The following is a 23,370-nucleotide window of genomic DNA, read 5'->3' as shown; positions in this document are numbered from 1 at the left end:
AGCGGATGAAAAAAATCCTGTTACTATTCGTAACCCTCTATTGCCATGCCCTCAGCGCGCAGACACCCGTAAACCTGAGCGGCCTCAAAAAAAACGGCGCTACCGTGCGCGTCAATAAAAACCTGCTCACCATCAACTGGCCCGCCGGCGCATCTGGCCAGGGCAGCATGGTGCTGAACCTGGAAGGCAATGCCCCCTTGTTCCACAGCATCCGCCTGGGCAAGGCGCAAACAGAAGTAGCCAAAGGCATAGACCCGGTTTTCGTACTAAGAACCGGCAAGCGCACCCTGAGCCCCAAGAGCGGCGGCTGGGACGTGTTTTTTGACAACGTGTATAAGCGCCCCTACACCACAGAGCTGGTGAAATTCACCAAGGGCAGCGCCGCCGTATCTACCAACGGTTCCCGTACCGTGGTAAAAATAGGCCAGGTGAGCACGCCGCTTTTCCGCGGCCACCTGGAAGTAACCGTTTACAATGGCAGCCCGCTGTTCAATGTGGCGGCCGTGCTCTCTACACAGCAGGATTCCACCGCCATTCTCTACGATGCCGGGCTAACCGGTACCCCCTGGCAGCAAATAGCCTGGTCTGACGTGAAAAGCGCTATGCAATACGCCCCCGCGCGTCCGCAGGAACCAAGCCGGCACCTGGAAGTAAAATACAGAACAGTGATAGGTGAAAGCAACGCCGGCAGCCTGGCCGTGTTCCCCGCGCCGCATCAGTACTTCTACCCGCTTGACGAGGCCTTTAACCTGAAATTCACCTGGTGCGGCGCCAACTACCTGGACCTGGTACCCGGCTTTGCCATCGGCATCCGGCAAGATCCTGAGGGAGACCACCGGTATGTTCCCTGGTTCAACGCACCGCCGGGCACCATGCAGCGCCTCAATTTCTTCTGCCTCATCAGCACCGGCAAAGCCCCTGCCGCGCTCAATGAAGTGAAGCAGTTCACGTATAACGACAGCTATGCACCGTTGCCTGGCTATAAAACCATGGCCAGCCATTTTCATAACGAGTTTATCACCAAAGTAGCCCTCAGCGGCCAGCCCATACCGGAAAAACCGGAGTTTACCGAAGTGCTCAAAAAGGCCGGGCTCAACATCGTAAAGCTGGCGGAATTTCATGGCCCCGGCCACCCGAAGGGGCCAGACAGTTTGCGACTGAAGGAGCTGGAGAGTTTGTTCACGCAAACCCGGCGCCTCTCCGACACCGGCTTTTTGCTGCTGCCGGGTGAAGAGGCCAACAACTTTTACGGCGGGCACTGGCTGGCGTTTTTCCCGAAGCCGGTGTACTGGGTAATGTCACGCAAGGAAGGTGAGCCATATGTTTCACAGCACCCCACCTACGGTAAAGTATACCACATCGGCAACAAGGAAGAGATGCTGCAGCTGCTGGAGCAGGAAAAAGGCCTGGCCTGGGTGGCGCATGCCAGAACAAAAGGCTCCACCGGCTTTCCTGACAGGTATAAAGACGAAGCCTTCTTCCATTCCCCCACGTACCTGGGCGCGGCCTGGAAGGCCATCCCCGCAGACCTCTCCTGGCCTACCCTCAGCAAACGCGTGCTGCACCTGCTGGATGACATGGCCAACTGGGGCCTGAAAAAGTATGTATTGGCGGAGTCAGACATTTTCACCATCACGGAGCAAAACGAAATGTACGCCCACCTCAATGTGAACTATCTCAAAATCGACAAATTGCCGCGCTATGAAGACGGCTGGCAATCCGTGCTGGACGTGCTCCGCAAGGGGCAATTCTTTGTATCTACAGGGGAAGTGCTGATGCCCGCTTTTACCGTAAACGGCAAGGAAAGCGGGGAAACGCTGCAGCTGAACAGCGCCGGAAAAGCTACTGTTGAAATGCGCCTGCGGTGGACGTTCCCGATGAACTTTGTGGAAATAGTATCCGGAGACGGTCATAAAGTATATCGTGAGCGTTTTGATCTCAGCCATACGAAGGCTTTCGGGGAACAGGCTTTCCGCTGGCCGGTGAATCTGGCCGGCCGCAAGTGGGTACGCGCAGAAGCGTGGGATGTGGCGGCGAACGGGGCGTTTACGCAGATGGTGTGGCTGGAGTAGAATAAAAAACAGGGATTATATTCTATATTGGTATCCAAAACTATACCTGAATACCTGGAATATTTCCCGCAAACGCTGGATGCGCATACCGACCAAATAAATGAATTGTAGGTATCCCTTACTGGTTTATTCAAAAAACTTATATCTATAAACTTCAGCCATTTAAATTATACCCTTTCGGGTACGATTCATACAAAAAAGACCAATAATATACCCGAACGGGTATAATTTGACGATATCTTCAGGATATTATACCCGTTCGGGATCATTAGTTACCAATTTCCCAGTAAGGGGGCTGCCGGAAGCCTTACTTTTTCACCACCTCAAGGCTTCCCGTTCTTTTACCTTCTTTTACGGTCCATCCGGGTGACAGAGATAATTTCCAGCCGTCTCCCGAATAAGTAGATTCATCAAGTTTAGTTGGCGCCGCAACACAACGGTAACTACCGTCACTCGATACCAGCACTCCTTTCTCCGCTTCCAGCTTTCCCCAGGGGCCTGAGGCACGGAAAGGCCCGAAATATACCGTTCCCGCTCCCTGCAGCGAAACGGCCCCCCGGCTGTCAAAACTGTGGCTGCCTCCGGGGAACGAAAGTGCCGGCCCCTCAACAAAGGCCTTACGCAATTCATCGAGACGGGCCTTGCGGTCTTGCTCCCTCTTCTCTTCGGATAAAAGAATTTCAGCGCCGCCGTACCTGGCAGCAGCTGTAGTGACTTCAGGGTTTGGCTGGATTTTTAGTGCCTGCACCAGGAGCAGGGCAAGATCGTCCGTATTTTTTACCCGCTTTCTCCAGTCAGGAAGGCCTGCATCGAGCAGCAGGCCGTAGGCAGGGCCGGAGAAATAGGCGAATGTGCGAACGAAGCTGGCATCCTTAGCGCTCTTTTCAATACTAACCAGCAGATCAAGCGCACCAGCAATAGCATCACTACCGGAATCCGCCACCAGTGCCGTGGCGGTATAGGCGGCAAGCCCTTCTGTAATTTCCTGTCCTCTTTCGTCTTCGATGCTGGCCGGGAAAAGAAGGTGCCGGGCCTTTCGAAATGCAACGGCATCGCCAATAGCCTGTTTTCGCTGCTTGCCGGAGCTACGGAGCGCCTGCTCAAGCGCCTTCCACTCCAGTCTCAACCAATACCGGCCTTCTTTTGAATCAAGATGTTCAGGTGTAGCTGCTGCCGCACCCAATTTGAGCTGCGGCTGAACGCCATGAAATAATTCGTGCAATAGCAGCTCCTTTCTATCACGGGGGGACTTGGTTGCAACATCATTCCAGATATAGGCGCCCCATGTTTCTCCGCCCCATTGAATGGGGGCATTCACAAGACCAAGAAGCCGTGGCCTGGTCCCATCCGGTGCAGGCTTGCTGGTAGCCATCGTTTTTGTCTGCATGTCGAAGACCACCATTGGCCCGCAGATGGGAATGCCCCATAAACGGCCATTATCCCGCTCACAAAGCGCCTGGGCCTCTTTGAAATATTCCATGGCGCGTTGCTGGTCAACCTGCGCGTTGGCAACTGTTACTATGCAAGCAAGAATCAATTGGGATAAACATGTTTTAGCTAACATAACTTAATTTTTGAGGAGTTAATTATATCGTGATTCCGTTAGCTTTAATTGGTACGCCGTTAAATTGGTCCGATAGTACATAAATATACACCATAAAAAAAGGAGCCGCCCCAAAAGGCAGCTCCCTCCAAACTATCGAGGTTTCAGACCGGGCGCTATTTAAAGATCGCCGCCAGCTTGTCTTGCAGCGCTTTCTCCCTCAGGTCTTTCGCGATCACCTTCCCGGAAGGATCGAGCAGGAAGTTGGTAGGCACGGCGCGTATACCATAGTCGGTTACGATGGGGCTCTTCCACCCTTCCAGGTCTCCTACATGCGTCCAGGTGAGGCCGTCTTTGGCAATGGCGGCCAGCCAGGCGTCTTTCTTGGTATCCAGCGTTACGCCAATTACTTCAAAACCTTTGCCGTGGTATTGCTGGTAGGCGGCCACCACGTTGGGGTTTTCTTTGCGGCAGGGGCCGCACCAGCTGGCCCAGAAGTCTACCAGTACGTACTTGCCTTTATAGGAAGAGAGTTTCACCGGGTTGCCGCTGGTATCTGCCAACGTAAAATCCGGCCGGGCGCCGATGCCTGTTTTGGAGGCAATGCGCTGGTATTCGGTGATCTCCTTGCCGTAGATGGAGCTTTTGGCCGCGGGCGCCAGCATGGCGTAGAGGCGTTCCACTTTGGCCGGGTTGGGATAATCAATGTAGCGGTGAATGATCACCAGCGGCGCCACGGGAGATGCGGGGTAGCGGCGTACCAGCTGGGTAACGGCGGAGTCCAGCTCCAGGTCGAGGTTTTCAAAACCTTTGCGGGCCTGGTTGAGGGCTACGGTGTCTTTGGCTTTGGTGGCGGCGTCAATGGCCTGGTACAGGCCGCCGGCTTTGGCGGTAATGGTGTTCCAGGTTTTGTTCCACTCCTCCCACTGCGGCTGGGTGGCGGAGCCTTTCAGCACGGGGTTGGTCATGGCCGTATCTGCCGTGAAGGTGAGCGGCTTGTTTTCCGCCATGAAGCTGAAGCCGCGGCGGATGCCCTCTACGCGCAGAAACTGCAGGGTAGCGCCTTTCAGCTGGCCGCGGAAAGTAAACGTACCGTCTTTGCTCACTACGGAATCTGTTTTGTTGGTTTTGCCTTCAGACCAGCTCAGGTATACCTTGCGGTCTTGCACGCCGGCCACGCGGCCTTTGAGGGTGTAACCGCTTTGCGCCTTCAGCAGCGGCATGCCTGCGGCCAGGCAACATATCAGAATGCTTGTTCTTTTCATATATCAGGTTTAACAATTTACGGTACTTTATAACCCATGTCTACAATTTTGCCGAAGCCGCCGTATGCCGTGGCGGTAAGCGTAAGGTCTCCCAGGTTGGACACGTTGAAGAAATACACCTTGCCTTCCGTACCGTTCCAGGTGGCTACGGCCAGTTGGGAGGTGCCGCCGGGCTCGCGCCTGAACTTCATGCGCACCACCTGCTCCTGCGCGGGGAAGGCGTGTTGCTCTGTGGTGGTGTTGGAAGTGGTTTCATAGCGGTTCACCTTGTTGCCTGTTGCATAGTAGAGATGCGGTGTGGCGGTAGAGCCTGCCGCGGCGCTCATCTGGAGGATGCCGGGGGCGTTCATCTGTGTTTTGGCAAGCGTGAGCACGGGAGATTCCCCGGTGGCTACAATAGCCTTGAACTGCAGCAGGTAGGGCACGCCGCCGGCGTCTTTCATCACGGCGTTATGATAGCGCGGTACGTTGGCGGAGTCCATGTAGACCAGCTCCATGCCGGTGCTGTTCATGTCAAACACGTTGCTGCTGGCCTGGGTGGGCAGGCGTTGCAGGCCGGTGGTGGTAACGGAGAGAAAACGTTTGCCGGTATTGTCATGTACCAGCGCGGTGTACGTGGTACCGCCGGCTACAAAGGGCGCCACGTTGTAATTGGGCGTGCCTTCGGGCGTGAGCAGCACGCCGCCCCATTTTTTAGAGCCGGGAAAACCGCCTACCAGGTTGGCGTGCACCTTGCCGTTGTTAATAGCTACGCCCAGGGAGGCGGAGAGATTTGCGCCGGTGCTGGTGCTCATCCAGGTTTGTATGGCGGGCTTCACCACATCTGGCGCCAGGTAAAAGAGATAGCCGTAGTCAAACTTATGCTGCAGGGTCTGGTAGTCCAGCTCCATGCCACCGTTTTCCCATAACATGTAGAGCTTCCGGGATGAAGGGGAAAGATCGTCCGTTACCTGGAAGGGCGTGATCTCCAGCTTTACGGGCTTGCTGACAGGGCGGCCGGCGTTGATGGTGGAATAAATGTGATGCTCCACCGTACCGTCTGGCAGTATCATGGAAAAATCCCCGGTAGCGCCGGTTTCTTCCAGGAACATCCAGCCGCGGGCGTATTTGTTGGTAATGGTGAGGTTGTAGAAATGATAACCGGCCAGGCCAGTGCGTTTGTCCATCACCTTGTAGCCTAAACGATAGTTTTGCCCCAGCGTGAAAATGGGGCTGGTTACCTTGATGGCCAGGCTGCGGTCTGTAGACACAATGCTCCTGGGCAGGGTGTAAGAGCTGGCCGGACTGTTGTCAAACACCGTCCATTCAAAGGCCAGGCTGGTATCATTACCGGGCATGGTCTGGGTGAAGGCGGGCGTGATTTTAAGGCTGTCGTTAAACAGCACGGAGAGCGCTTCCGGCGCCTTGCCGCCTTCCACTACAATCTCGTTCACGGGCCGGTAATCGTAATTGCCTTTGTCTTTATAACATCCTGCCAGGGCTACGGCCGCCAGCAGGGAAAGTATCTGGATTCTCATTGCAATGCATTTAAGCGGTTAGGGGAATACGACGCGGGCGCCGTTTTCGTCCAGCAGGGGGCCATGGGCCTCTTCATATTTGTACAGCGCGTATTTCACGGTCTGGATCAGGAACTGCAGGTCTCCCGGATAGATGGTGGTGTTCCAGTCCGTTTTGCCTGTTTCCAGTATCATGAAGCGGAACTTCACCTGTGAATATACACCGAAACTACCGGCCAGGCTGGCATCCCAGCGGGCGGGCTTCAGCAGCTGGTCTGTTACGCTGATCTTGTAATGCAGCCGGTCTATGCGCGAGGTGCCCGGGTTGTCGTTATAGCCGGGCTTGAAGTCGGCGGACTCTTCCACGGCCAGGTCTATGGTCAGCAGGCTGTCTTTCAGGCCGGGCTTGCGGTAGAGCACCACGGGCACGCGGGCTTCAAACTGGTTGGCGGGCACAACCAGCGGGCCAAAGCTGAAGTGATACCCTTCGCGGGCTTTGGAGGTGTCTGACACGCTGAGTTTGATCTCCCGGTCTTTATCCGCGGTGGAGCCCATAATGCGCAGGGTGAGCCAAACCGTGTCCTGCATCAGGCTGGCATCCTTTACGGCAAAAGAATAGTCTATGCTGTCTGCATTGGTGACGAACTTGGAGAAATAGATCCGCGGGTCTTCTTCGTACATAAGCCGGTCATCCTGGCTGCAGGCTGCAAGGCCCAGGATGGCGGAGAGTATAATGATATATCTGCGTTTCATGCTTGCGTCTGTTTATTATTTACCGAACTGGATCTCGTCCAGCGGTAATGGGAAAATGTATTTTGCTTCGGTCATCGGGTTGCCTACACCGTCTGGTATAGTGGCCGTGTTCTTCCGTTTGAAGTAATACCAGAGCTGCCCTTCGGCGTAAAACTCCTTGCGGTACTCTTTCATGATCTCCGCTTCCAGGTTGGCGGCGGTGGCCAGGGCGGGCAGGCTGCGGGCGGAGCGCACGGCATTGAGGAATACCAGCCCTTCATCAGGCGTGGGCGCTGCTTCCGCCGCTATGTAGTACATCTCCGGGAGGCGGATAACGGGTATCAGCCGCTGGCGCACGTTGCGCTGGTTGTCTGCGTGGTACTTCTTGGTGTAGAGGTTATTGAGGGTGTTCACCACCGTCCACAGGGATTTGGCCTGGATGGGCAGGCGGATGTCTGTACTGTAACCGGGCACGGAGGCTTCGTACATGTTGTTCACCTTGGTTTGGGTAGTGTACAGATCGCGGTTATCTTCATTGTTGTTAACCGGGCTTTGTTTGAACAGGTCGTCCGCTACGCGTTTGAGATGGGAGGCATAGATGGAAAAGATATGCTCCGGCGTGAACGTAAGGTCTGAGTTTTCCGTCAGCGGGTCAGTGCTGGTCAGGGTTGCGCTGGTCATGAACCGGAACTTGCCGCTGTTGATCACCTCCTGCGCATATTTCAACGCGTTCACCTTATCTCCCTTGTACAGGTGCAACCGTGCCAGCAGCGCTTTTACGGCCCAGTAGTTCAGGTGGTTCTGGCGGTACATGAGGAAAAGGTCAGGGTTGGTGGAGTTCTGGTTGCCGGCTATCTGGTCTATTTCCGTGTGAACAGACAAGAGCTGCTCCGCCTCCAGCAGCTCCTGCTCGCAGCGGGTAATGATCTGGCCAACGGTTTGGCGGGCCTGCGGCTGAATGGTGAACGCATCCATATAGGGAATGGCGGGTTTGTCATTATTGGCCGCGTTGGGCACGGGCGCGTATAGGCGCAGCAGGTCAAAGTGGAAGAAGGCACGCAAGGCCAGGGCTTCGCCTTTGATGATCTGGTAAGCCTGTTCCCCAAGAATGCTCTTTCCTTTATCTACGTTGCGGAGAATATAGTTGGCCTGCGCAATGCAGGAATAGGCGGTGCTCCATACTTCTGCTACCTCACGCTCTACGTTCACGCCAAGGCCTGCGTTGTAAGTGTAATTGTACATAGCCATCTGGCTGTACCAGTTACCCGTGCCGGACTTGTTCTCATAGCGGCCTGCCAGCACGTCCAGCATGCCGAAAGAAAGGTTGTTGCCATATAGCGAGTCTGCCGCGGCGCGCTGGTACACACCGAACAGGGCGTCTATGAAACCCTGGCGGGAAGAGAACTGTTCGTCTTCCTTCATCTGCGTTTTCGGAGACACATCCAGCCACTTTGAGCAGCCTCCCGCTATGGAGGCGGCTGCCAGCAGCACGCTCAGTATCAATATGCGGTATTGTTTCATACTAGAAAGAAGTTTGAATTTGCAGCGTATAAGATTTTGAGAAAGGATAATCCAGGCCCCTCTCCCGCTTCACGCTGGAGAAACGGAACAGGTCTGATGTAAAGAAGGTGATCCGCGTATTCTTCATGTGCACTTTGCTGAGCATGCGTTCCGGGAAACGGTAGTACACGGAAAGGCTTTCGCAGATCAGCTCGTTATCATCCTGCACAAAGCGGGAAGAAGCGCGCGTGAGGCCGGTCAGGAACCCTCCGGCGTTGGTCACGCCTTTGAAGAATACCTTGTCTCCCGGTTTCATCCAGCGCTCTTCGGCCACGCGGCGGTCTACGTTGTAGAGCGCGGCGTTCACGTTCTCCACGCGGTCTATCAGCGTCTGGTTGTAAGCCTGGCCGCCAAAGCGGAAACGGAAAAACATGTTCAGGCCTATGCCGCGTATTTCAGCGTTGGTGCCGAAGGTGCCTTCCACTTCAGGCCGGCTGTCTCCTATGATCACCTGGTCAAGCGGGCTGTACTCATTAGTAAGCCGTCCATCGCGGGTGCGGAAGATCTCCAGGCCGGTAGAAGGGTCTATGCCCAGGCTGGGCACTACCCAGATGGCGGTGGTAGACTGCCCGGCCGCGTAGCGCGGCAGCGGCGTGGAGGAATTGGTGGTATCTGCCCGTTTGTTCAGCTGTGCAATGGTGTTGGAAATGCGCTCAATGGAGTTCTTCACATGGAAGGCATTGACGAAGACAGACCAGTTGTCTCTGCTGGTTTGGCTGTTGATGATGTTGAGGCGCGCGTTTATTTCCCAGCCCTTGTTCAGCACATCTCCCATGTTCTCGTAGTAATACGGGAAGCCGGTAGATGGGGCGGTGGAAATACGGGCAATGCTGCCCTGCGTGCGTTCTATAAAGTAGTTGGCCGTAAGGTCCAGCTTGTTGAACAGGGTGATGTCTGCCCCCAGGTTGCTTTTACGTGTTTGCTGCCAGCCCAGGGCGGTGTTGCCGTAGCCCATCAGCCCGGTGCCTATCACGCCGCGGTAGTCTGTCATAGAGTGGTACGCGCTGGTGGTAACGCCCAGGTAGCTGTCAAAATTCTGTGAGCCGGTGTAGCCGAAAGAATAACGAAGCTTCAGGCGGTTGATAAAGGTAACGTCACGAAGGAAGTTTTCTTTATGCAGGTTGTAACCCACGCCGGTAGACCAGAAGGGCGCAAACCGCCGCTCAGCGCCGAACTGGGAGGAACCATCCACACGGTAGGAAAAGTCCAGCAGATAACGGTTATCATACGCATAACTTACGTTGCCCACAAAACCCGCCAGGCGGGCCTGGCCTTCCAGGCCGGAGGGCCGGTCTCCTTCCGCGTATTTGCTGCCCAGGATGAGCTCATCCATCTGCGGGTTGGGAAAACCAACAGCCCGCACGGTAGCATAGCTGAAGGCCTGCTGCTGAATGTTGGTGGCCAGCGTTCCGAAAAACAGGTGGCGGCCAAAGGTCTTATTGACATCCGCTCCCAGGAAACCTTCTACCGTAGTGCTGGAGCCGGTAGATTTGGTGTAGCTCCCCTTTTCAAAGGTGGGCGTATTCACGAAAGACGTATGCTGTGCTGGCGCGAAAACATCATAATCATCCAGCTGGCGCATGTATGCCAGGCGCGTATTTACGCGCAGCCAGGGTTTGGCCTGCCAGATGAGTGCAAAGTTATTGGTGATGTTAGTGTACTGCTTCCGGTCTATCACGTTGAGGTTGGCGTTATACAGCGGGTTCAACGCCCGGCCGGCCTTCTGCCCGTCAAGATTATCATACAGGTCAAAGTTGCTGAGGCGGTTGCCGCTGGGGCCGTATACTTCTTCGAGGAACATTTTCATGTTCCCGTCAGCATCGTACGGCGTCCAGTACGGGTTCAGCTGGGTATATTGACGGAAATGACCGTAGGGTGAGTTGTTGGCCCGGTTGAAGCCCAGGTTGAGATCGTTCCGGAACTGCAGGTTTTTGTAGCGGTAGCTCAGGTAAGTGCCCGCCATAATGTTGCGGCGGTCTGAGCCTTTCATTACACCTTCCCGCTGGTCGTAGCTGAGGTTTACACCGTAGAGCGCATCGTTGCCGCCGCCTTCTACGTATACGTTGTGTTTGTGGCCCCAGCCTGCGCGCAGCGGTTTGCTGAGCCAGTCTGTGTTCACGCCGCGCTCTATTTCAGACAGGCGGTGCTGGTAGTAGAGCTTCAGCTCTTCATCTCTCATGTTCCAGGTGTTGTTGTAGGCGCCGGTTTTCAGTTCCAGGTCAAGCTTCTCGCGGGCATTGAGCAGATCGTACCCGCGCAGGTCAGGCAGCTCTGAGGTTACGTTGCCGTTATAGGTGATCATGAGCTGGCCGCTCTGCGGGCGGATGGTCTCAATGACTATTACGCCGTTGGCCGCGCGGGAGCCGTAGATGGAGGTAGCGGCGGCATCTTTGAGGATGTCTACCTTGGCTATGCGGTTCAGGTCAAGATCATTGATGCGCTGCAGGTTTACTTCAAAACCGTCCAGTATAAAGAGCGGCACGTTGGGCGCGTTGGCGTAGTTGAAGGTGTTGCCGCTGCCGCCGTTGCCGATGTCTACCAGGCTGTTGCCGCCGCGCAGCGTTATTTCCGGCAGCATGTTGGGATTGGAGCCGAAGTTCAGGTTGTCAGGCATCTGGAACGAAGGGTCCAGCGCGCTGAGCGCGGTGAGCACGTTGCTGTTGGTCACCTTGTTGAGGTCTTCACGGGTGAAGGAAGAGGCGGCGCCGGTGAAGTTTTGCTTCGGGCGGCTGAACATGCCCGTTACCACCACGTCTTTAATAGACTGCTGGGAGGCGCGCATGATGATGTTCAGCGTTTCACCTGCGCGGGGCGTTACCACGGTTGTTTCATAGCCCATGTAGCTGATCTGCAGCTGGTCTCCGGGGCGGATGCGCACGGCAAACTCTCCTTTCAGGCCGGAGATGGCGCCGGTGCTGGTACCGCGCACTACAATGGTGGCGCCTACTACGGGCTCCTTTGTTTTGTCGTCTGTCAGCCGGCCTTTTACCTCTACCGGGTCTTGCTGCTGCGGAGCAGCGGTGGTGCGTACCGGCGCCGCTTTCAGTATCACCGTTTTGTTGCTGATGGAATACGTTAATGGTTGGTCTTTGAGCGCGGCGTCCAGCACTTCGGAAAGGCTGACGTCATTCACCCGGAGGGTAACGGGGCGCGTACCCGCCAGGGTGGCGTTGTTGTAGAGGAATGAATAGCCTGTCTGCTTGCGCAGTTCCCGGAAAAAACCGGGCAACGGCATGTCTTTCACGGTAAGGGTCACCTGCTGGGCTCCCGCCGGCACGGCGGCGAATGCCAACAGCAGGATGAACAGTGCAGCGCGGACAAAGCGCCGCCTGCCCGCCCCTGGGGGCGAATTACGATAATAGCTACGTCTCATACTGGTACAGTACGTTTAAAACATTACAAATAGCAACTGCGCATGCATAGCGAAGGAACAGCGTCCCGATTTTGGTGTATGCAGGCTCCGCTTACGGTATAGCCGTTACGGTCCTGTTCTCGATACGGAAATGAATGGTACCCGTCATTTCCAGCATTTTTAGCACTTCTGATAATTTTTCTCCCCGGGAGATCTGTCCCGTAAATATTTTCCCTTTGAGTGATGCGTGTTCGTATTCCGCTTCAATATTATACCATCTGCTTAACTGCGTCATGATGTTGGCCAGGGGCTCGTTCGTAAAGATGAACATCCCGTCTTTCCAGGCCGCCGCATCTTCCGCATACGGATCTTCCTGCACCTGCAGGCGGCTTCCCTCCTGCCATTGCGCAGACTGGCCCGGCCGCAGCACGGCGGCGCCCTGCGGTACTTCCACTCTTACCGCGCCTTTGAGCAGCACGGTTTTCTGCTCTTCGCGGTCATAGGCGGAGGCGTTAAACTGCGTGCCCAGCACGGTTACTTCCATATCTTTCATGGCTACCACAAAGGGGTGCGCCGCATCGGCCTTTACGTCAAAATATGCTTCGCCACGCAGCTCCACGCGGCGGTCTGCCCCCTGGAAGGAAGCGGGGAAGCGCAGTGAAGAGGCCGCATTGAGCCATACGCGGCTGCCGTCAGGCAATTGCACCTGGTACTGGCCGCCCTTTGGCGTGGCAATGGTATTGAATACCGGCGGGCCTTCCGGTGCAGCGGCATCTACATATACCAGCTGCATGCCGGCAGACTTGGCTACCTGCGCGCCGCCCTGTGCCGCCAGCGCACCGTTCTGCGCCGTATCCAGCTCAATAACGGTACCATCCGCCAGCGTAAGGGTGGCCTTGTCACCACCCGGCAGCGCGTCTGCCCCATATACGGAAGTGATGGCAGGGGTGCTGTCTGCACGGGGCTGCCTCAGCAGGAACCACCCTGATGCACCTATTGCCGCAAACACGGCGGCAGCGGCAGCCATACGCCAGATGTGGCGGGCCGGGCGGGTACGGCGTTGTACCTGCGCCAGCATGCGGCTGCGCAGGGCTTCCCTGCCGGCGGGTATTTCCCCGGAGGTGTCCATGCCGTCATACCAGGCATGCAGCTCCTGCTGCTCCGCTTCTGTGGCGGTGCCTGCCAGTAACTTGCCGGCCAGCTCTTCTATGCGTTGATGGTCCATCTGCTTATGATTATAGAGACATCTCGTAACGAGTTACCCTTAGTGGAGAAGAAATTTTTTTTTGAGGCCGCCGGAGCTTACCATAAAAACAGGTGCAGCGCCCTTCCCAGGCTGATGCGTATGGATTTGAGGGCTTTGGTAAGATGCGCTTCGGCGGTTTTGAGGGAGATGCCCATATCGCGCGCTATGTCATCCAGCGCACGGTCTTGCAGCTTGCTGGCGCGGAACACGATGCTGCACTTCTCCGGCAGGTGGTCACTGAGCTTGCTGACCATTTCCAGCAGGAGCTTTTCATCAATATCTTCGGGGGCTTGCATGAGCGGAGCGGCATTGGCCACCTGGCGGAGATGCTCCCGGCGGCGGCGGTTGCGGTGAAGGTGGCGGTAAATGGCATACCGGAGCATGGCTGCCAGGTAGGGCTGCAGCGACTCAATGGCCAGCTCCCGGCGTTTCTGCCAGATGGCCACAAAAACGTCCTGCACCAGCTCTTCAGCGGCGGCCGTGTCTTTCAGGTGAAAGTAGGCGGAGGCGTACAGCCGGTCCCAGTAACGGTCATAAAGTTCTGTAAAAGCCTGGTGGTCGTCCTCCCCGATCCTTTTTATTAATTCAATATCCTCCAAAGCAAGCACCAAAATGGTTGATTGATTCTATACAAATGGTTGATCCGTTGCACAAAATACAACTATTCGGGGATTTTGTTGTGTTTTTTGGTCTAAATAGCCGCCCCTCTCATCATCCCTTTTTCACCGCCTTCTTCCAACCGTCACGCATCTTTATCAATTTCCAGAAAAATAGCCCCAGCAAGACCAGCTCCAGCCTGATTGAAAAGTTCGTGCCTCCCGTAATAAAGGGCTCAATAGTAAAATATATACAGAGAACAATGCCGATGACAGCATCTATCAAACCTGCATCTACCGCCCAGTCCTGTTCTCCAAGCAAACCGATGGCCACCACTCCTTTGTAGAGGTAAATACCAATAATCAGCAGTCCTGCGCCAGATAATGCATCGGTTGTCTGTAACCCGTACAACGCCAGGTTGACTAGTTTTCCCAATAAGCCCAGCACCAGGCATACAATTGCAATAATAGCGGACAAAATAAACAACCAGGAGAATACTTTCATCCATTTGGGCAGCAGCTTGGCCCTTGTATTAATTGGCTCATCAAATTCGGAGTCCAGGTAGGAGACTTGCTCGTTCATAGATACAGGAGTTTGTCCCCCAAAGATAATACGTTTTTTCACAATACGTCAGCCCTACAGCTGCTCCGCCAGCTGCGTATACAACGCCTCCCCGTCACTGGGCCGCTTTGCTTTCTTCACCGCTACCTTCCCATCCCGCCCGAAAATAAAATACGTGGGATAACGCTGCTCCTTTTCACCCGGCAGCAGTTCCTCCCATATTTTCGAGATCCGCTCCTGCGGCATTCTTACATGCTGCCCGGTGATGTGATGCAGCTGCACATACTCCCGCCATTGCATATCCGCATCATCCTTATCGTAGCTAAGGTAGAGGAATACCACGTCTTTTCCCGCCATGCTGGCCTTCAGGGCCGGCACATGGCCCATTTCCACCTTGCACCAGCCGCACCAGGTGCCCCAGATATCCAGGTACACTACCTTCCCCCGGTAGGGCGCCAGCAACTCCTCAACAGAAGATACCTGCCGGTAATCTTCCCTGAAAACGATGTGGCTGTTCTGCTTTCCTTTATCCAACAGCGCTTCCAGCCCCGCAATCCTTTTGCGGCCGTCCGCGGCGGCTGTGCCTGCGGCAAAACGTTTCTCCAGCTCGCCCTGTATCATGCGGGCCATTCCCAGTTCCTTTGCATTACTGTAATACACCAACCGGTTGGCCAGCAGGTGTTCATACTGCGGGGCGGGCAGGCTGCCGGCTGCCAGCAGCAGGTCAACAACCTCATCGTTATACGTGTTGGCCAAATGCATGAGGGAATCAAAAGAAAGACCGGTGGCTTCTTCCAGCATTTTGCGGCCTTGCTCTTTGTTTTGCTTGTACAACCGGCCTATCTTCCTTGTATTATGTTTGACGGTGGCCTGCAGGAAGTAGCCGGCGTAAGGGCTGCTGTTCAATTCCTGTACAGACGGAATACCGGTCATATTCATCACCGTATCCCGCCACGCTTCCCCGGCAGGGTTCCTGTTGTAGCTTTCCAGCACCATGGAGAACTCCTCCAGGTTCAAAGCGTAATAATATTTAACATGCGTTTTTAGAGACTTCTTAATATTATCCGACAACGAGGCTTTAGAGACGGATTGCCGGAGGCTGTCTGCTTCCTTTAAAACAGCCGGCAGCAGGATGTTGACCAGGGAATCCCCCGGCCATTTGCCATATTCGTTTTTGGCGGAAAACTCTTTTGAAAAGGAAGGCCGGGGCGGGAAAAAGGCATGCACCATCCTATTCTCCGCAGCGCCTTTGCCGCTGTAGCGGATGGTGCCGGGCAGGTCTGCTGCATCAAAGGTAACATGCAGGGGCCTGCCGGCACTGAGTAGCAGCGGCTGTCTTTTTTCGTTATAGAGCAGCGTGACCAGCACAGGGCCATTCTCCGGCAGGGAGAAAGTGAAGGTACCGTCAGCAGTAACTTTTGCATACATGGAATTTTGAGGCTGATACCATACATCGCGGGATATGTTCAGCTCTACCGCTGCAGGTGTTGGGCCGCTGATCTTGCCGGTCAGTAAAGTTTGAGACATGCCGGCTTGCGCGCAGCACAGGAGCAGCGCCAGCAACAATTTCTTTTGCATAGCAGATAATTTTCCCCGCAAGAATAGTCAACTGGCTGGTGGTAACCGGCTGAATGTGACCAACCGGGATGATCATGCCATGAATACCCCGTGCGGGGATGTGGGGCTATTGTATCTCCCCCTTCTTTTCCAGTTGCACCGTTTGTTGTTTCCCATCCGTTTTTGGAGGCTGCAGCTGGCTGAATGCCTGGAAAGCGCCTTTCCAGTCGAGGTTGAAGGCTACTTCCAGCATGCGCCCGTCTGGCGAGATCATGATCTTGCAGGGATAACCGCTTACCTTGTAGCTCCTCTCCACGTTACCATCACTCATGGCCACGGGGAAGGTATACTTTTCGCCCTCCATGAACTGGGTCACTTTCTCCGGTGTGTCATGACAGGCAATGGAGAGAAAGGCAGATTCCGTACTGTTGCGAAGGCTTTGGGATACCTTTTCTACTTCCGGCAGCTCCTTTCTGCAGGGCTGGCACCAGGTGCCCCAGAAATCTACCAGCAGCCATTTGCCGCGGTAGTCCGAAAGTTTGTACTTTTTGCCGTCAGGACTGGTTAGCTCAAAGTCCGGCGCGGTTTTCCAGGTACGCACCAGCGTGTTGTGCACAAAGTCCTTAAAATCACGGTTGGGCATATGTTGTGCAAAGGCCTTTTGCACATCCGGCAGTATGGAGGGGTCTGCATTCACCTGCTGGGCCATTACCTTCATGGCCTCCCGGCTATCTCCCTGTTTGAAGAGCGCATTGGCGAAGCCGGGGCGGTATGTTTCTTCAGACTTCAGCATTACGCGGTCATAAAAGCTGCTGTGCGCCCGTTCTGCCTTGCTGCGGGGAGAAACGGCGGCGGCGCGGGCATAATAGTTCAGGGCCTGTGCGGCGTCTTTATCTTTGAGGGCTTCATACCGCAGAAAATAAGCGTAAGCCAGCATGTTTTGATCTGTATAGCGGGTGCTGCTCAGGCTGTCTGCTGTGCCTTTTTCCAGTATGGCGGTTACGGCCTTCAGGGTGGCGGCTGCTTCTTCCTGCATGCCATTTGCCTGCATCTGTTTGTACAGCATGAGCTGGTAGCGGCTGCCGTTGCCGTATTTCCGTTCTCCGGTGCGCAATTTACCGAACGCTTTTGCCAGCAGGCGGAGAGAATCCCGATTAGTGGTGCGGGTGGCCTGCATGCCTAGCAGCATGGGATAGGCCGCCTGGCGAATAACGGTATCCTTGTCTTGCGCCAGCCTTTGCAGGAGGCCCGCCGCGTTGCGCCGGCTGTTGTGATAGTCTGCTTCCAGCTCAGCTATTCTTTCTTCGCTCAGGCCGTTTTTACGCCAATGGCTTTTAGCCCTTTCCATATCAGCGGGGTTGAAAGTCTCAAATACACTTTGCGCAAAGCTGTGTTGCAGCCAATCCTCCAGAGATTGCCGCCGCGCCGCGCCCAGGTAGTGGATGAGCTGTATGGCGCTGTCTGCATCTTTTGCCCAAACGTTCTGCAGCTTGTTGTGGAGGTGAATGGAGTTGCCCTCCAGCATGTAATCAGGCACGGTCTTCAGTTCCCTTCTGTATATCTCATAACTGCTCTCTATATTCATTCTCTGGATGAGGCCGAGCTTGGTGTTCACATAATTTTTGCTGGTGCCGAACAACGGGTCCATTTTATGGATGAACGCCATCACCCTGGCGGAATCGTACTCCACGCCTTTGCTGTCTTTCAGGGCCGCGCTCCAGCTGGAACCTTGAATGAGCATTTCGCGCAGTTCGGGCGTAACGGCCGGGATGCGGGCCATGTCTGGCTTCTCTATAACCCGGAGCAGCACGGTGTCATAATAATGGAGGGGATGCTTTTTCCCGTTCACGTCTGCCACGCCGTTTACACTGGTGGTCAACCTGGCGGACGTCAGCCCGCCGGCAGCATCATTCCATTGGTACACCTGGCTATATTCGTTTTTCAGGCCGGGGGTATTTTCAGGCTTATGCTGAACGGCAGTAATAGTGCGGGCGCCGCCTGCCTGCGGGGCAGCTGTAAATGCAAGCGTAGAATCTGCGTTGAACCAATGCGCTGTACCGGGCGGCACCGGGAGAAAAACGGAACGGATCTCCCTGTCCAGGAAACTATGTACGTTTCCCACCAGGGGTTTAATATGATTTTTGTCAATACCCACCTGCAGGGCTTTTTCTTCCACCAGCTGCTCCAGCTCCGGCCGCGGGCGAGCGGGCCCGCCGGGATGGTACAAGATCTCCACCGGCACCTGCAGCAAGAGCACAAACAGCAACGGCTCTGTAGTGTTCATCGGGAACTCCGCCATGTCTGTCATGCGCTCCGGCAACGCCCCTTTACCCGGCTTGTAGTTGAGCAGGGTAGCGCGGATGCGCAGCGTGCCGTCTGCCTGTTTTTCCAGCAGCTGCAGCTCGCAGAGCGAAACGTAAGCCGACTGGTACGCGCCTTTATGCTCTTTGGCACAGCGGGTTTCTACATATCGGGTAAAAGGTGTTTGCTGAGCCGGTGAGGCGCCGGCTATCAACAATGCTGGCAGCAAAAGCCAGAGGGATTTTACGTACATGGTACCTGGTATTATTTGAAGAATGGCGGCTATTGAGGGTTTGATTATTTACATTAAATATAGCCAGTATTTCTCATACCCACAATATTTCGCGCACAGCGCCGCTTTTGTGGCCCCGCCTTTATGGAATATCCGCCCCGCTGCATCTATACCAGAAAACCACTGGCATTTGTTATTCTTTCAACTGAGCTGCGGCAGCATTTTCCTGCTGTCCTTTCTGCTGCTGAGCAATGTAAAAGGCGTCAACACGGGCGCCAACCGATGGATGGGCATTTTCTACCTCTTTGCCGGCTTTGCCATGCTGGGTGCTATTGCGGAGCACTCCTCCCCCGGCTATCAATGGCTGATACCGGCTACGGAAACCACCCGCTTTGCCATGGCCCCCGCGCTTTATTTTTCGGTGAAGCATTATACCAGCATCCGTTACCGCTTCCGGTTCACTGACCTGCTGCATTTTCTCCCCGCCCTGCTCTTCCTGCCCATACTCTTCGGCGGCAGCCGCTACCTGCCGGCCTGTGGAGGTATGTTGATAGGCATGGGCATCAAGCTGCAGCTGGTGGTGTATTGGGTGCTCAGCTACCGCCTGCTCCGGCAGCACCGGTCGCGGCTGGAAAACGTTGCTTCCAGCACCAGTGGGGCTACGCTGGGCTGGTTGAAAAACCTGGTGATACTCACCGGCATCATGATCGTCAATTTTCTCCTTTCGCCATTTATGCGGCCGCATACCTGGGAGGGCACTTCTTACATTATTTACCTGGCAGCCATCTACCTCTCCTGTTACCATGCATTGCGGCAGGGGCCGGTATTTCCGCCCGGGGAAAAAGAAGGCCCCCTCCCGGCGCAGCCGTCTGCCGGAGCGCCACGGCTGCCTGAAGACGAGGCGGCTGTTTTGAAGAAGCGGCTGGCCACGCTCATGCAGGAAGAAAAACTATACACGGAACCGGAGCTGTCCCTTTCCGGATTGGCAGACAGGCTGGACGTTTCCTTGCATGAAGTATCGTGGCTGCTGAACAAGGAAATCGGTAAAAATTTTTATCAATACGTGAACCACTTCCGGATAGAAGAAGCGAAAGAGCTGCTGCACTCGCCCAACCACCAGCACCTGAGCATACTGGCCGTTGGTTTTACAGCAGGCTTCAATTCCAAAACAGCGTTTAACAGCGCCTTCCGGAAAATAGTGGGCATGACGCCTGCAGAATTCCGGAATTTAGTGGTGCGCCTGGATGCAGGCGGGCAGTAGAAACCTTGCCAGTGGCTAGTATTGCAAGAAAAGCAATACTATGAAGCAATTGAAATTTGGCCCGCTGATGCTGGCCGCCACACTGACGGGATTGATGGCCTGCCTGGTTGTGTACAGGGTAACCGCCCGCTACGCCAAGAGCTGGATGCCGCCGGCAGCCATCTGGGGGCTGGCCTTCCTGGTGCTGATTGCGGCGCTGGTATACGGCGTAATCCGTTACCTCCGTTTCCGGAAAAGCGATACCCCGCCGCCTGATTTGCTGGCGCCGTTTAACATGCTGCTGGTATTTCTGCTGGCGTGGGACCTCTACTCCTTCGGCTGGCAGAAAATATTCCACCTGCAAATGGTGGTGCCGCTGGGCATGTTAGACCTGCCGTTCAATGATCTTGACGGGGAAACGCTTACCTGGGCGTACTTCAGAAGGTCTTACCCCTTCACCGTCACCATTGGCCTTGCGCAGATGACCAGCTCGGCAATGCTGCTTTTCAAACGCACCCGCCTGCTGGGGCTGATCATGCTGGTGCCGGTGCTGCTCAACATCATTCTGATCGATACCTTCTACCACCTGCATACCTGGGTGCTGGTGCATGCGCTGGTATTGATGTCTGGCGTTGCCTATCTTTTGTACCAGTACCGGGCGGGGCTGATCACGTTCTTTTTCAGGGTTGCTCCCACTCTGCTGCCCTTGCGCAAAACGCCCTGGGTGATCGGCCTCCTGATCCTGACATTACCGCTGGTGCTGCTGCTCACCTATTCCCAACCCGACTGGCACCCGCAGTTCACCGGCAAGTACAAGGTGAAAGACCTGCATGTGAACGGTGCTCCACAGCGGGCGCATAGCTTCCGTGACAGTGTGCTCACGGTAATGTATATGGACTTGCAGGATGATATTGTGCTCGAATTCAACCATTACAACAACCGGTACATTGGTACATATCAGTATGATGAGGCTTCCCGGCGGATCAGCGCCAAATGGAGATACCCGCGCAGTACGGATTTCCGGTTTGAGGGTGTAATGCAGCCGCTAAGCGGGAGGAATCTGCAGTTCAGGGGAGTGTTAGCGGGAGATAGCGTGCAGATGCGGCTGGTGTATGTGCCGGAGCCGCGGTGAGGGGGGGTGTCAGGCCGACATCTCTTTCCTCACCATTTTAGGCGTAGCATTCGTCCAGGTTTTGAATGCGCGGCGGAAAGCGGGCAGATCGTTATAACCCAGTATGCCTGCTACCTCCGTAATAGAAATTGCGGGATTTTTCATCAGGTGGAGGGCCAGCTCTCTTTTCACTTCGCCGGCCACTTCCCTGAAACTGGTGTTCTCTTCAGACAGCTTGCGTTGCAGGGTACGGACGGTTACGTTCATACCCGCCGCGGCGTCTTCTATAGTGGGCAGCTGGCCTTTGAACTGCATCAGCAACAGGTGCTTGAGGCTGGCGCGGCAGTCTGCCTGCAGCTGGAGGGATTTTTTCTGGCCCAGGATGTTGTTGAAGAGCTGGTACAGCGAGTTATCTGACGAGAGGACCGGGGTATCCATGTCACTGGTGAAGAAAACCACCCGGTGAAGCGGGGCGTTGAAGAGCACCGGGCAATGCAGCACGTCTGTATAAGCAGAAACGGCGGTTTTGGAAAACTCTACCTCCGCGGCAGCCGGGTAGATGTGCCTGCCGGTGAGCAAGCGCATATGGTACAGCATACTGGCCAGCACCATGTCTATGGCAATGCGGGCGTTGCGGGGATAGGCGCTTTTCCAGGCGGCGTTCTGGTGCAGCTCTACCATGGCTTTATCCCCTTCTTCGCGGTACATGAACGTAATCATGGGGCACACCATGCAGCCGTAGCGGCAATATACCTCCAGCGCTTCCCTGACGTTGCGGCTGGCCTGCATCATAAAACCCACCATGCCCGTCATCGAAAGGCTGATCTCAGAACCGATGGCCAGGCCTACCTGTTCGTTGCCGGTCAGGTCTGCCAGCAGATCATACAAGGCGGCGGCCTTTTGCCATTCCACCTTTTGTTCGGAGTCACTGATCTCTTCCTGCGTAAAACCGGCCAGCTCGCGCAGGGTATCATAGGCTTCCCCGTAGGTAGCGGCAGTGTGCAATATTTCCCGTATAACGGTTGCCTGTAATCCCATGGCGTAAAATGACCTGTTTCAAGTACAAATTACACTTTTTCCGCCTGTTGTACCGGGCTTTCTTTGCAGAAAAAATCACGTATGACATCCCCCAAGATCAACATCCCCCCAAACATGCCGGCGCTGCTGAACGGCCGGCGGAAAAAGATCCTCTTTGCCAACATTCCCGCAGACGGGCATTTTAACCCACTTACCGCCCTGGCAGTTCACCTTCGTGACCAGGGCCATGAAGTACGCTGGTACACCGGCCCCAGCTACGCCCCCAAAATAGAAAAGCTGGGCATTCCCTACTACCTCTTCAACAAGGCAAAGGAAGTGACCGTTCACAACATAGACGCCGTTTTTCCCCGGCGGCAGCAGATCAGGAACCATGTTAAAAAAGTGATCTTCGACATCTGCACCTATTTTATTGAAAGAGGGCCGGAGTTTTATGAAGACATCCGGGATATTAACGAGAGCTATGACTTTGACGTACTGGTGGCAGACAACACCTTCACCGGCATCTCCTTTGTAAAGGAAAAGCTCCGCAAACACACCGTGGCCATTGGCATACTGCCCCTCAGCGAATCTTCCCCCAACCTGCCGCCGCCTATCATGGGCCTTACACCGGCTACCACCCCGGCCGGGCGTGCCTTTCACGCCGCGCTCCGTTTGCTGGTGAACAAGGTGCTGCTGAAAAAACCCCATCAGCTAATGCATGCCTGCCACCGGCGGTACGGCATTACCCTGGGAGACAGCAACCTCTTTGATGCGCAGATAGAAAAGTCTACCCTCTACCTGCAAAGCGGCTCGCCGGGCTTTGAATACCCCCGCCCCGCCATGAGCCGCCACATCCATTTCATAGGCCCCCTGCTCCCCCACCGGGACAACAGCCACTATCACATTCCCTTTATGGACAAGCTGCAACGGTACAAAAAAGTGATACTGGTTACCCAGGGCACCTTTGAGCCGGACGTGAACAAGCTCATTGTGCCCACGCTGGAAGCCTTCCGCGATACAGACCACCTGGTGATCGTTACCACCGCGGGCTGGCATACCGGCAGCCTGCGCGAGCGGTACGGCAGCAGTGACAATGTGGTGATCGAAGATTTCATCCCCTTTGAGCGGATCATGCCGTTTGCACACGTGTTTGTGTCTACCGGCGGGTTTGGCGGCGTGATGCTGTCTGTCTGCAACAAACTGCCTATTGTAGCCGCGGGCATTCACGAAGGGAAGAATGAAATATGCGCACGCATCGGGTATTTCAGGCTGGGCATCAACCTGCGTACAGAAAAGCCGTCTGCGGGGCGCGTTAAGAAGGCCGTCCTCCAGGTGCTGGCAGACCGTACCTACAAACGGAATACGGAAAAGCTGGCGGCGGAGTTTGCTTCTTACGATCCGTTGCGGCTTTGTACGGAGCATATTGAAGGGTTGCCGGTGGTGGCCGGGAAGTGATGACCGGATTGTATTCCGGTTTGCCAGATGAAT

The 23,370-nt window shown here is 55.2% G+C and carries 16 protein-coding genes; 4 read left to right on the top strand and 12 right to left on the bottom strand.

Translation table 11 applies throughout. The features are described from left to right. Positions 1-5: 5 nt before the first annotated feature. Positions 6-2,072, top strand: a complete 2,067-nt coding sequence (locus ABDW36_RS21875; protein ID WP_343704059.1) for a hypothetical protein — start codon at positions 6-8, stop codon at positions 2,070-2,072. Positions 2,073-2,379: 307 nt separating this feature from the next. Here ABDW36_RS21875 and ABDW36_RS21870 read toward each other — a convergent pair whose 3' ends face one another. The 11 genes from ABDW36_RS21870 to ABDW36_RS21820 all read right to left on the bottom strand — a co-directional run bounded on the left by ABDW36_RS21870 (position 2,380) and on the right by ABDW36_RS21820 (position 18,535). Further along, a complete protein-coding gene (locus ABDW36_RS21870) occupies positions 2,380-3,636 on the bottom strand; it encodes a hypothetical protein (RefSeq protein ID WP_343704058.1) in 1,257 nt (418 codons plus the stop codon). Positions 3,637-3,791: 155 nt separating this feature from the next. Beyond that, positions 3,792-4,880: a TlpA disulfide reductase family protein gene (locus ABDW36_RS21865; protein ID WP_343704057.1), complete on the bottom strand. Its 1,089-nt coding sequence runs from the start codon at positions 4,878-4,880 to the stop codon at positions 3,792-3,794. Positions 4,881-4,897: 17 nt separating this feature from the next. After that, positions 4,898-6,397 (bottom strand): PKD-like family lipoprotein, encoded by a 1,500-nt coding sequence (locus tag ABDW36_RS21860; RefSeq protein WP_343704056.1) that lies wholly within the window; start codon positions 6,395-6,397, stop codon positions 4,898-4,900. 18 nt (positions 6,398-6,415) lie between these two features. Further along, complete coding sequence (locus tag ABDW36_RS21855) at positions 6,416-7,129, bottom strand: DUF4843 domain-containing protein (RefSeq protein ID WP_343704055.1); 714 nt, start codon at positions 7,127-7,129, stop codon at positions 6,416-6,418. A 15-nt stretch (positions 7,130-7,144) separates the two neighbouring features. Further along, positions 7,145-8,629: a RagB/SusD family nutrient uptake outer membrane protein gene (locus ABDW36_RS21850; RefSeq protein ID WP_343704054.1), complete on the bottom strand. Its 1,485-nt coding sequence runs from the start codon at positions 8,627-8,629 to the stop codon at positions 7,145-7,147. A 1-nt stretch (position 8,630) separates the two neighbouring features. After that, on the bottom strand, positions 8,631-12,041 hold the full coding sequence (locus ABDW36_RS21845) for a SusC/RagA family TonB-linked outer membrane protein (RefSeq protein WP_343704053.1): 3,411 nt from the start codon (positions 12,039-12,041) through the stop codon (positions 8,631-8,633). A 91-nt stretch (positions 12,042-12,132) separates the two neighbouring features. Next, a complete protein-coding gene (locus ABDW36_RS21840; RefSeq protein ID WP_343704052.1) occupies positions 12,133-13,245 on the bottom strand; it encodes a FecR domain-containing protein in 1,113 nt (370 codons plus the stop codon). Between the two features lie 77 nt (positions 13,246-13,322). After that, positions 13,323-13,865: a sigma-70 family RNA polymerase sigma factor gene (locus tag ABDW36_RS21835; RefSeq protein ID WP_343704051.1), complete on the bottom strand. Its 543-nt coding sequence runs from the start codon at positions 13,863-13,865 to the stop codon at positions 13,323-13,325. Positions 13,866-13,977: 112 nt separating this feature from the next. Then, positions 13,978-14,445 (bottom strand): hypothetical protein, encoded by a 468-nt coding sequence (locus ABDW36_RS21830; protein WP_343704050.1) that lies wholly within the window; start codon positions 14,443-14,445, stop codon positions 13,978-13,980. Positions 14,446-14,499: 54 nt separating this feature from the next. Further along, complete coding sequence (locus ABDW36_RS21825) at positions 14,500-16,002, bottom strand: TlpA disulfide reductase family protein (RefSeq protein ID WP_343704049.1); 1,503 nt, start codon at positions 16,000-16,002, stop codon at positions 14,500-14,502. 106 nt (positions 16,003-16,108) lie between these two features. After that, the gene (locus tag ABDW36_RS21820; RefSeq protein WP_343704048.1) at positions 16,109-18,535 is read right to left on the bottom strand and encodes a TlpA disulfide reductase family protein; all 2,427 of its coding nucleotides are present in this window, start codon (positions 18,533-18,535) and stop codon (positions 16,109-16,111) included. 169 nt (positions 18,536-18,704) lie between these two features. Between ABDW36_RS21820 and ABDW36_RS21815 the strand changes: the two genes are divergently transcribed. Both ABDW36_RS21815 and ABDW36_RS21810 read left to right on the top strand, forming a co-directional pair. Then, entirely contained in the window at positions 18,705-19,775 is a 1,071-nt protein-coding gene (locus ABDW36_RS21815; protein WP_343704047.1) for a helix-turn-helix transcriptional regulator, read from the top strand. 40 nt (positions 19,776-19,815) lie between these two features. Next, positions 19,816-20,886 carry a hypothetical protein gene (locus ABDW36_RS21810; RefSeq protein ID WP_343704046.1) on the top strand — a complete coding sequence of 357 codons (1,071 nt, stop codon included), beginning with the start codon at positions 19,816-19,818 and terminating at the stop codon, positions 20,884-20,886. Between the two features lie 9 nt (positions 20,887-20,895). Here ABDW36_RS21810 and ABDW36_RS21805 read toward each other — a convergent pair whose 3' ends face one another. Beyond that, positions 20,896-21,903, bottom strand: coding sequence for an AraC family transcriptional regulator ligand-binding domain-containing protein (locus tag ABDW36_RS21805; protein WP_343704045.1), 1,008 nt, complete (start codon positions 21,901-21,903; stop codon positions 20,896-20,898). An 81-nt stretch (positions 21,904-21,984) separates the two neighbouring features. On the opposite strand from ABDW36_RS21805, the gene ABDW36_RS21800 reads away from it, so the two are divergent. Beyond that, positions 21,985-23,337: a nucleotide disphospho-sugar-binding domain-containing protein gene (locus ABDW36_RS21800; RefSeq protein ID WP_343704044.1), complete on the top strand. Its 1,353-nt coding sequence runs from the start codon at positions 21,985-21,987 to the stop codon at positions 23,335-23,337. Positions 23,338-23,370 lie beyond the last annotated feature (33 nt).

The organism is Chitinophaga sp., assembly GCF_039596455.1.
Classification (GTDB): domain Bacteria; phylum Bacteroidota; class Bacteroidia; order Chitinophagales; family Chitinophagaceae; genus Chitinophaga.
Note: the sequence above shows the minus strand (reverse complement) of the source record. Positions and strands in the feature narration are given on the sequence as shown.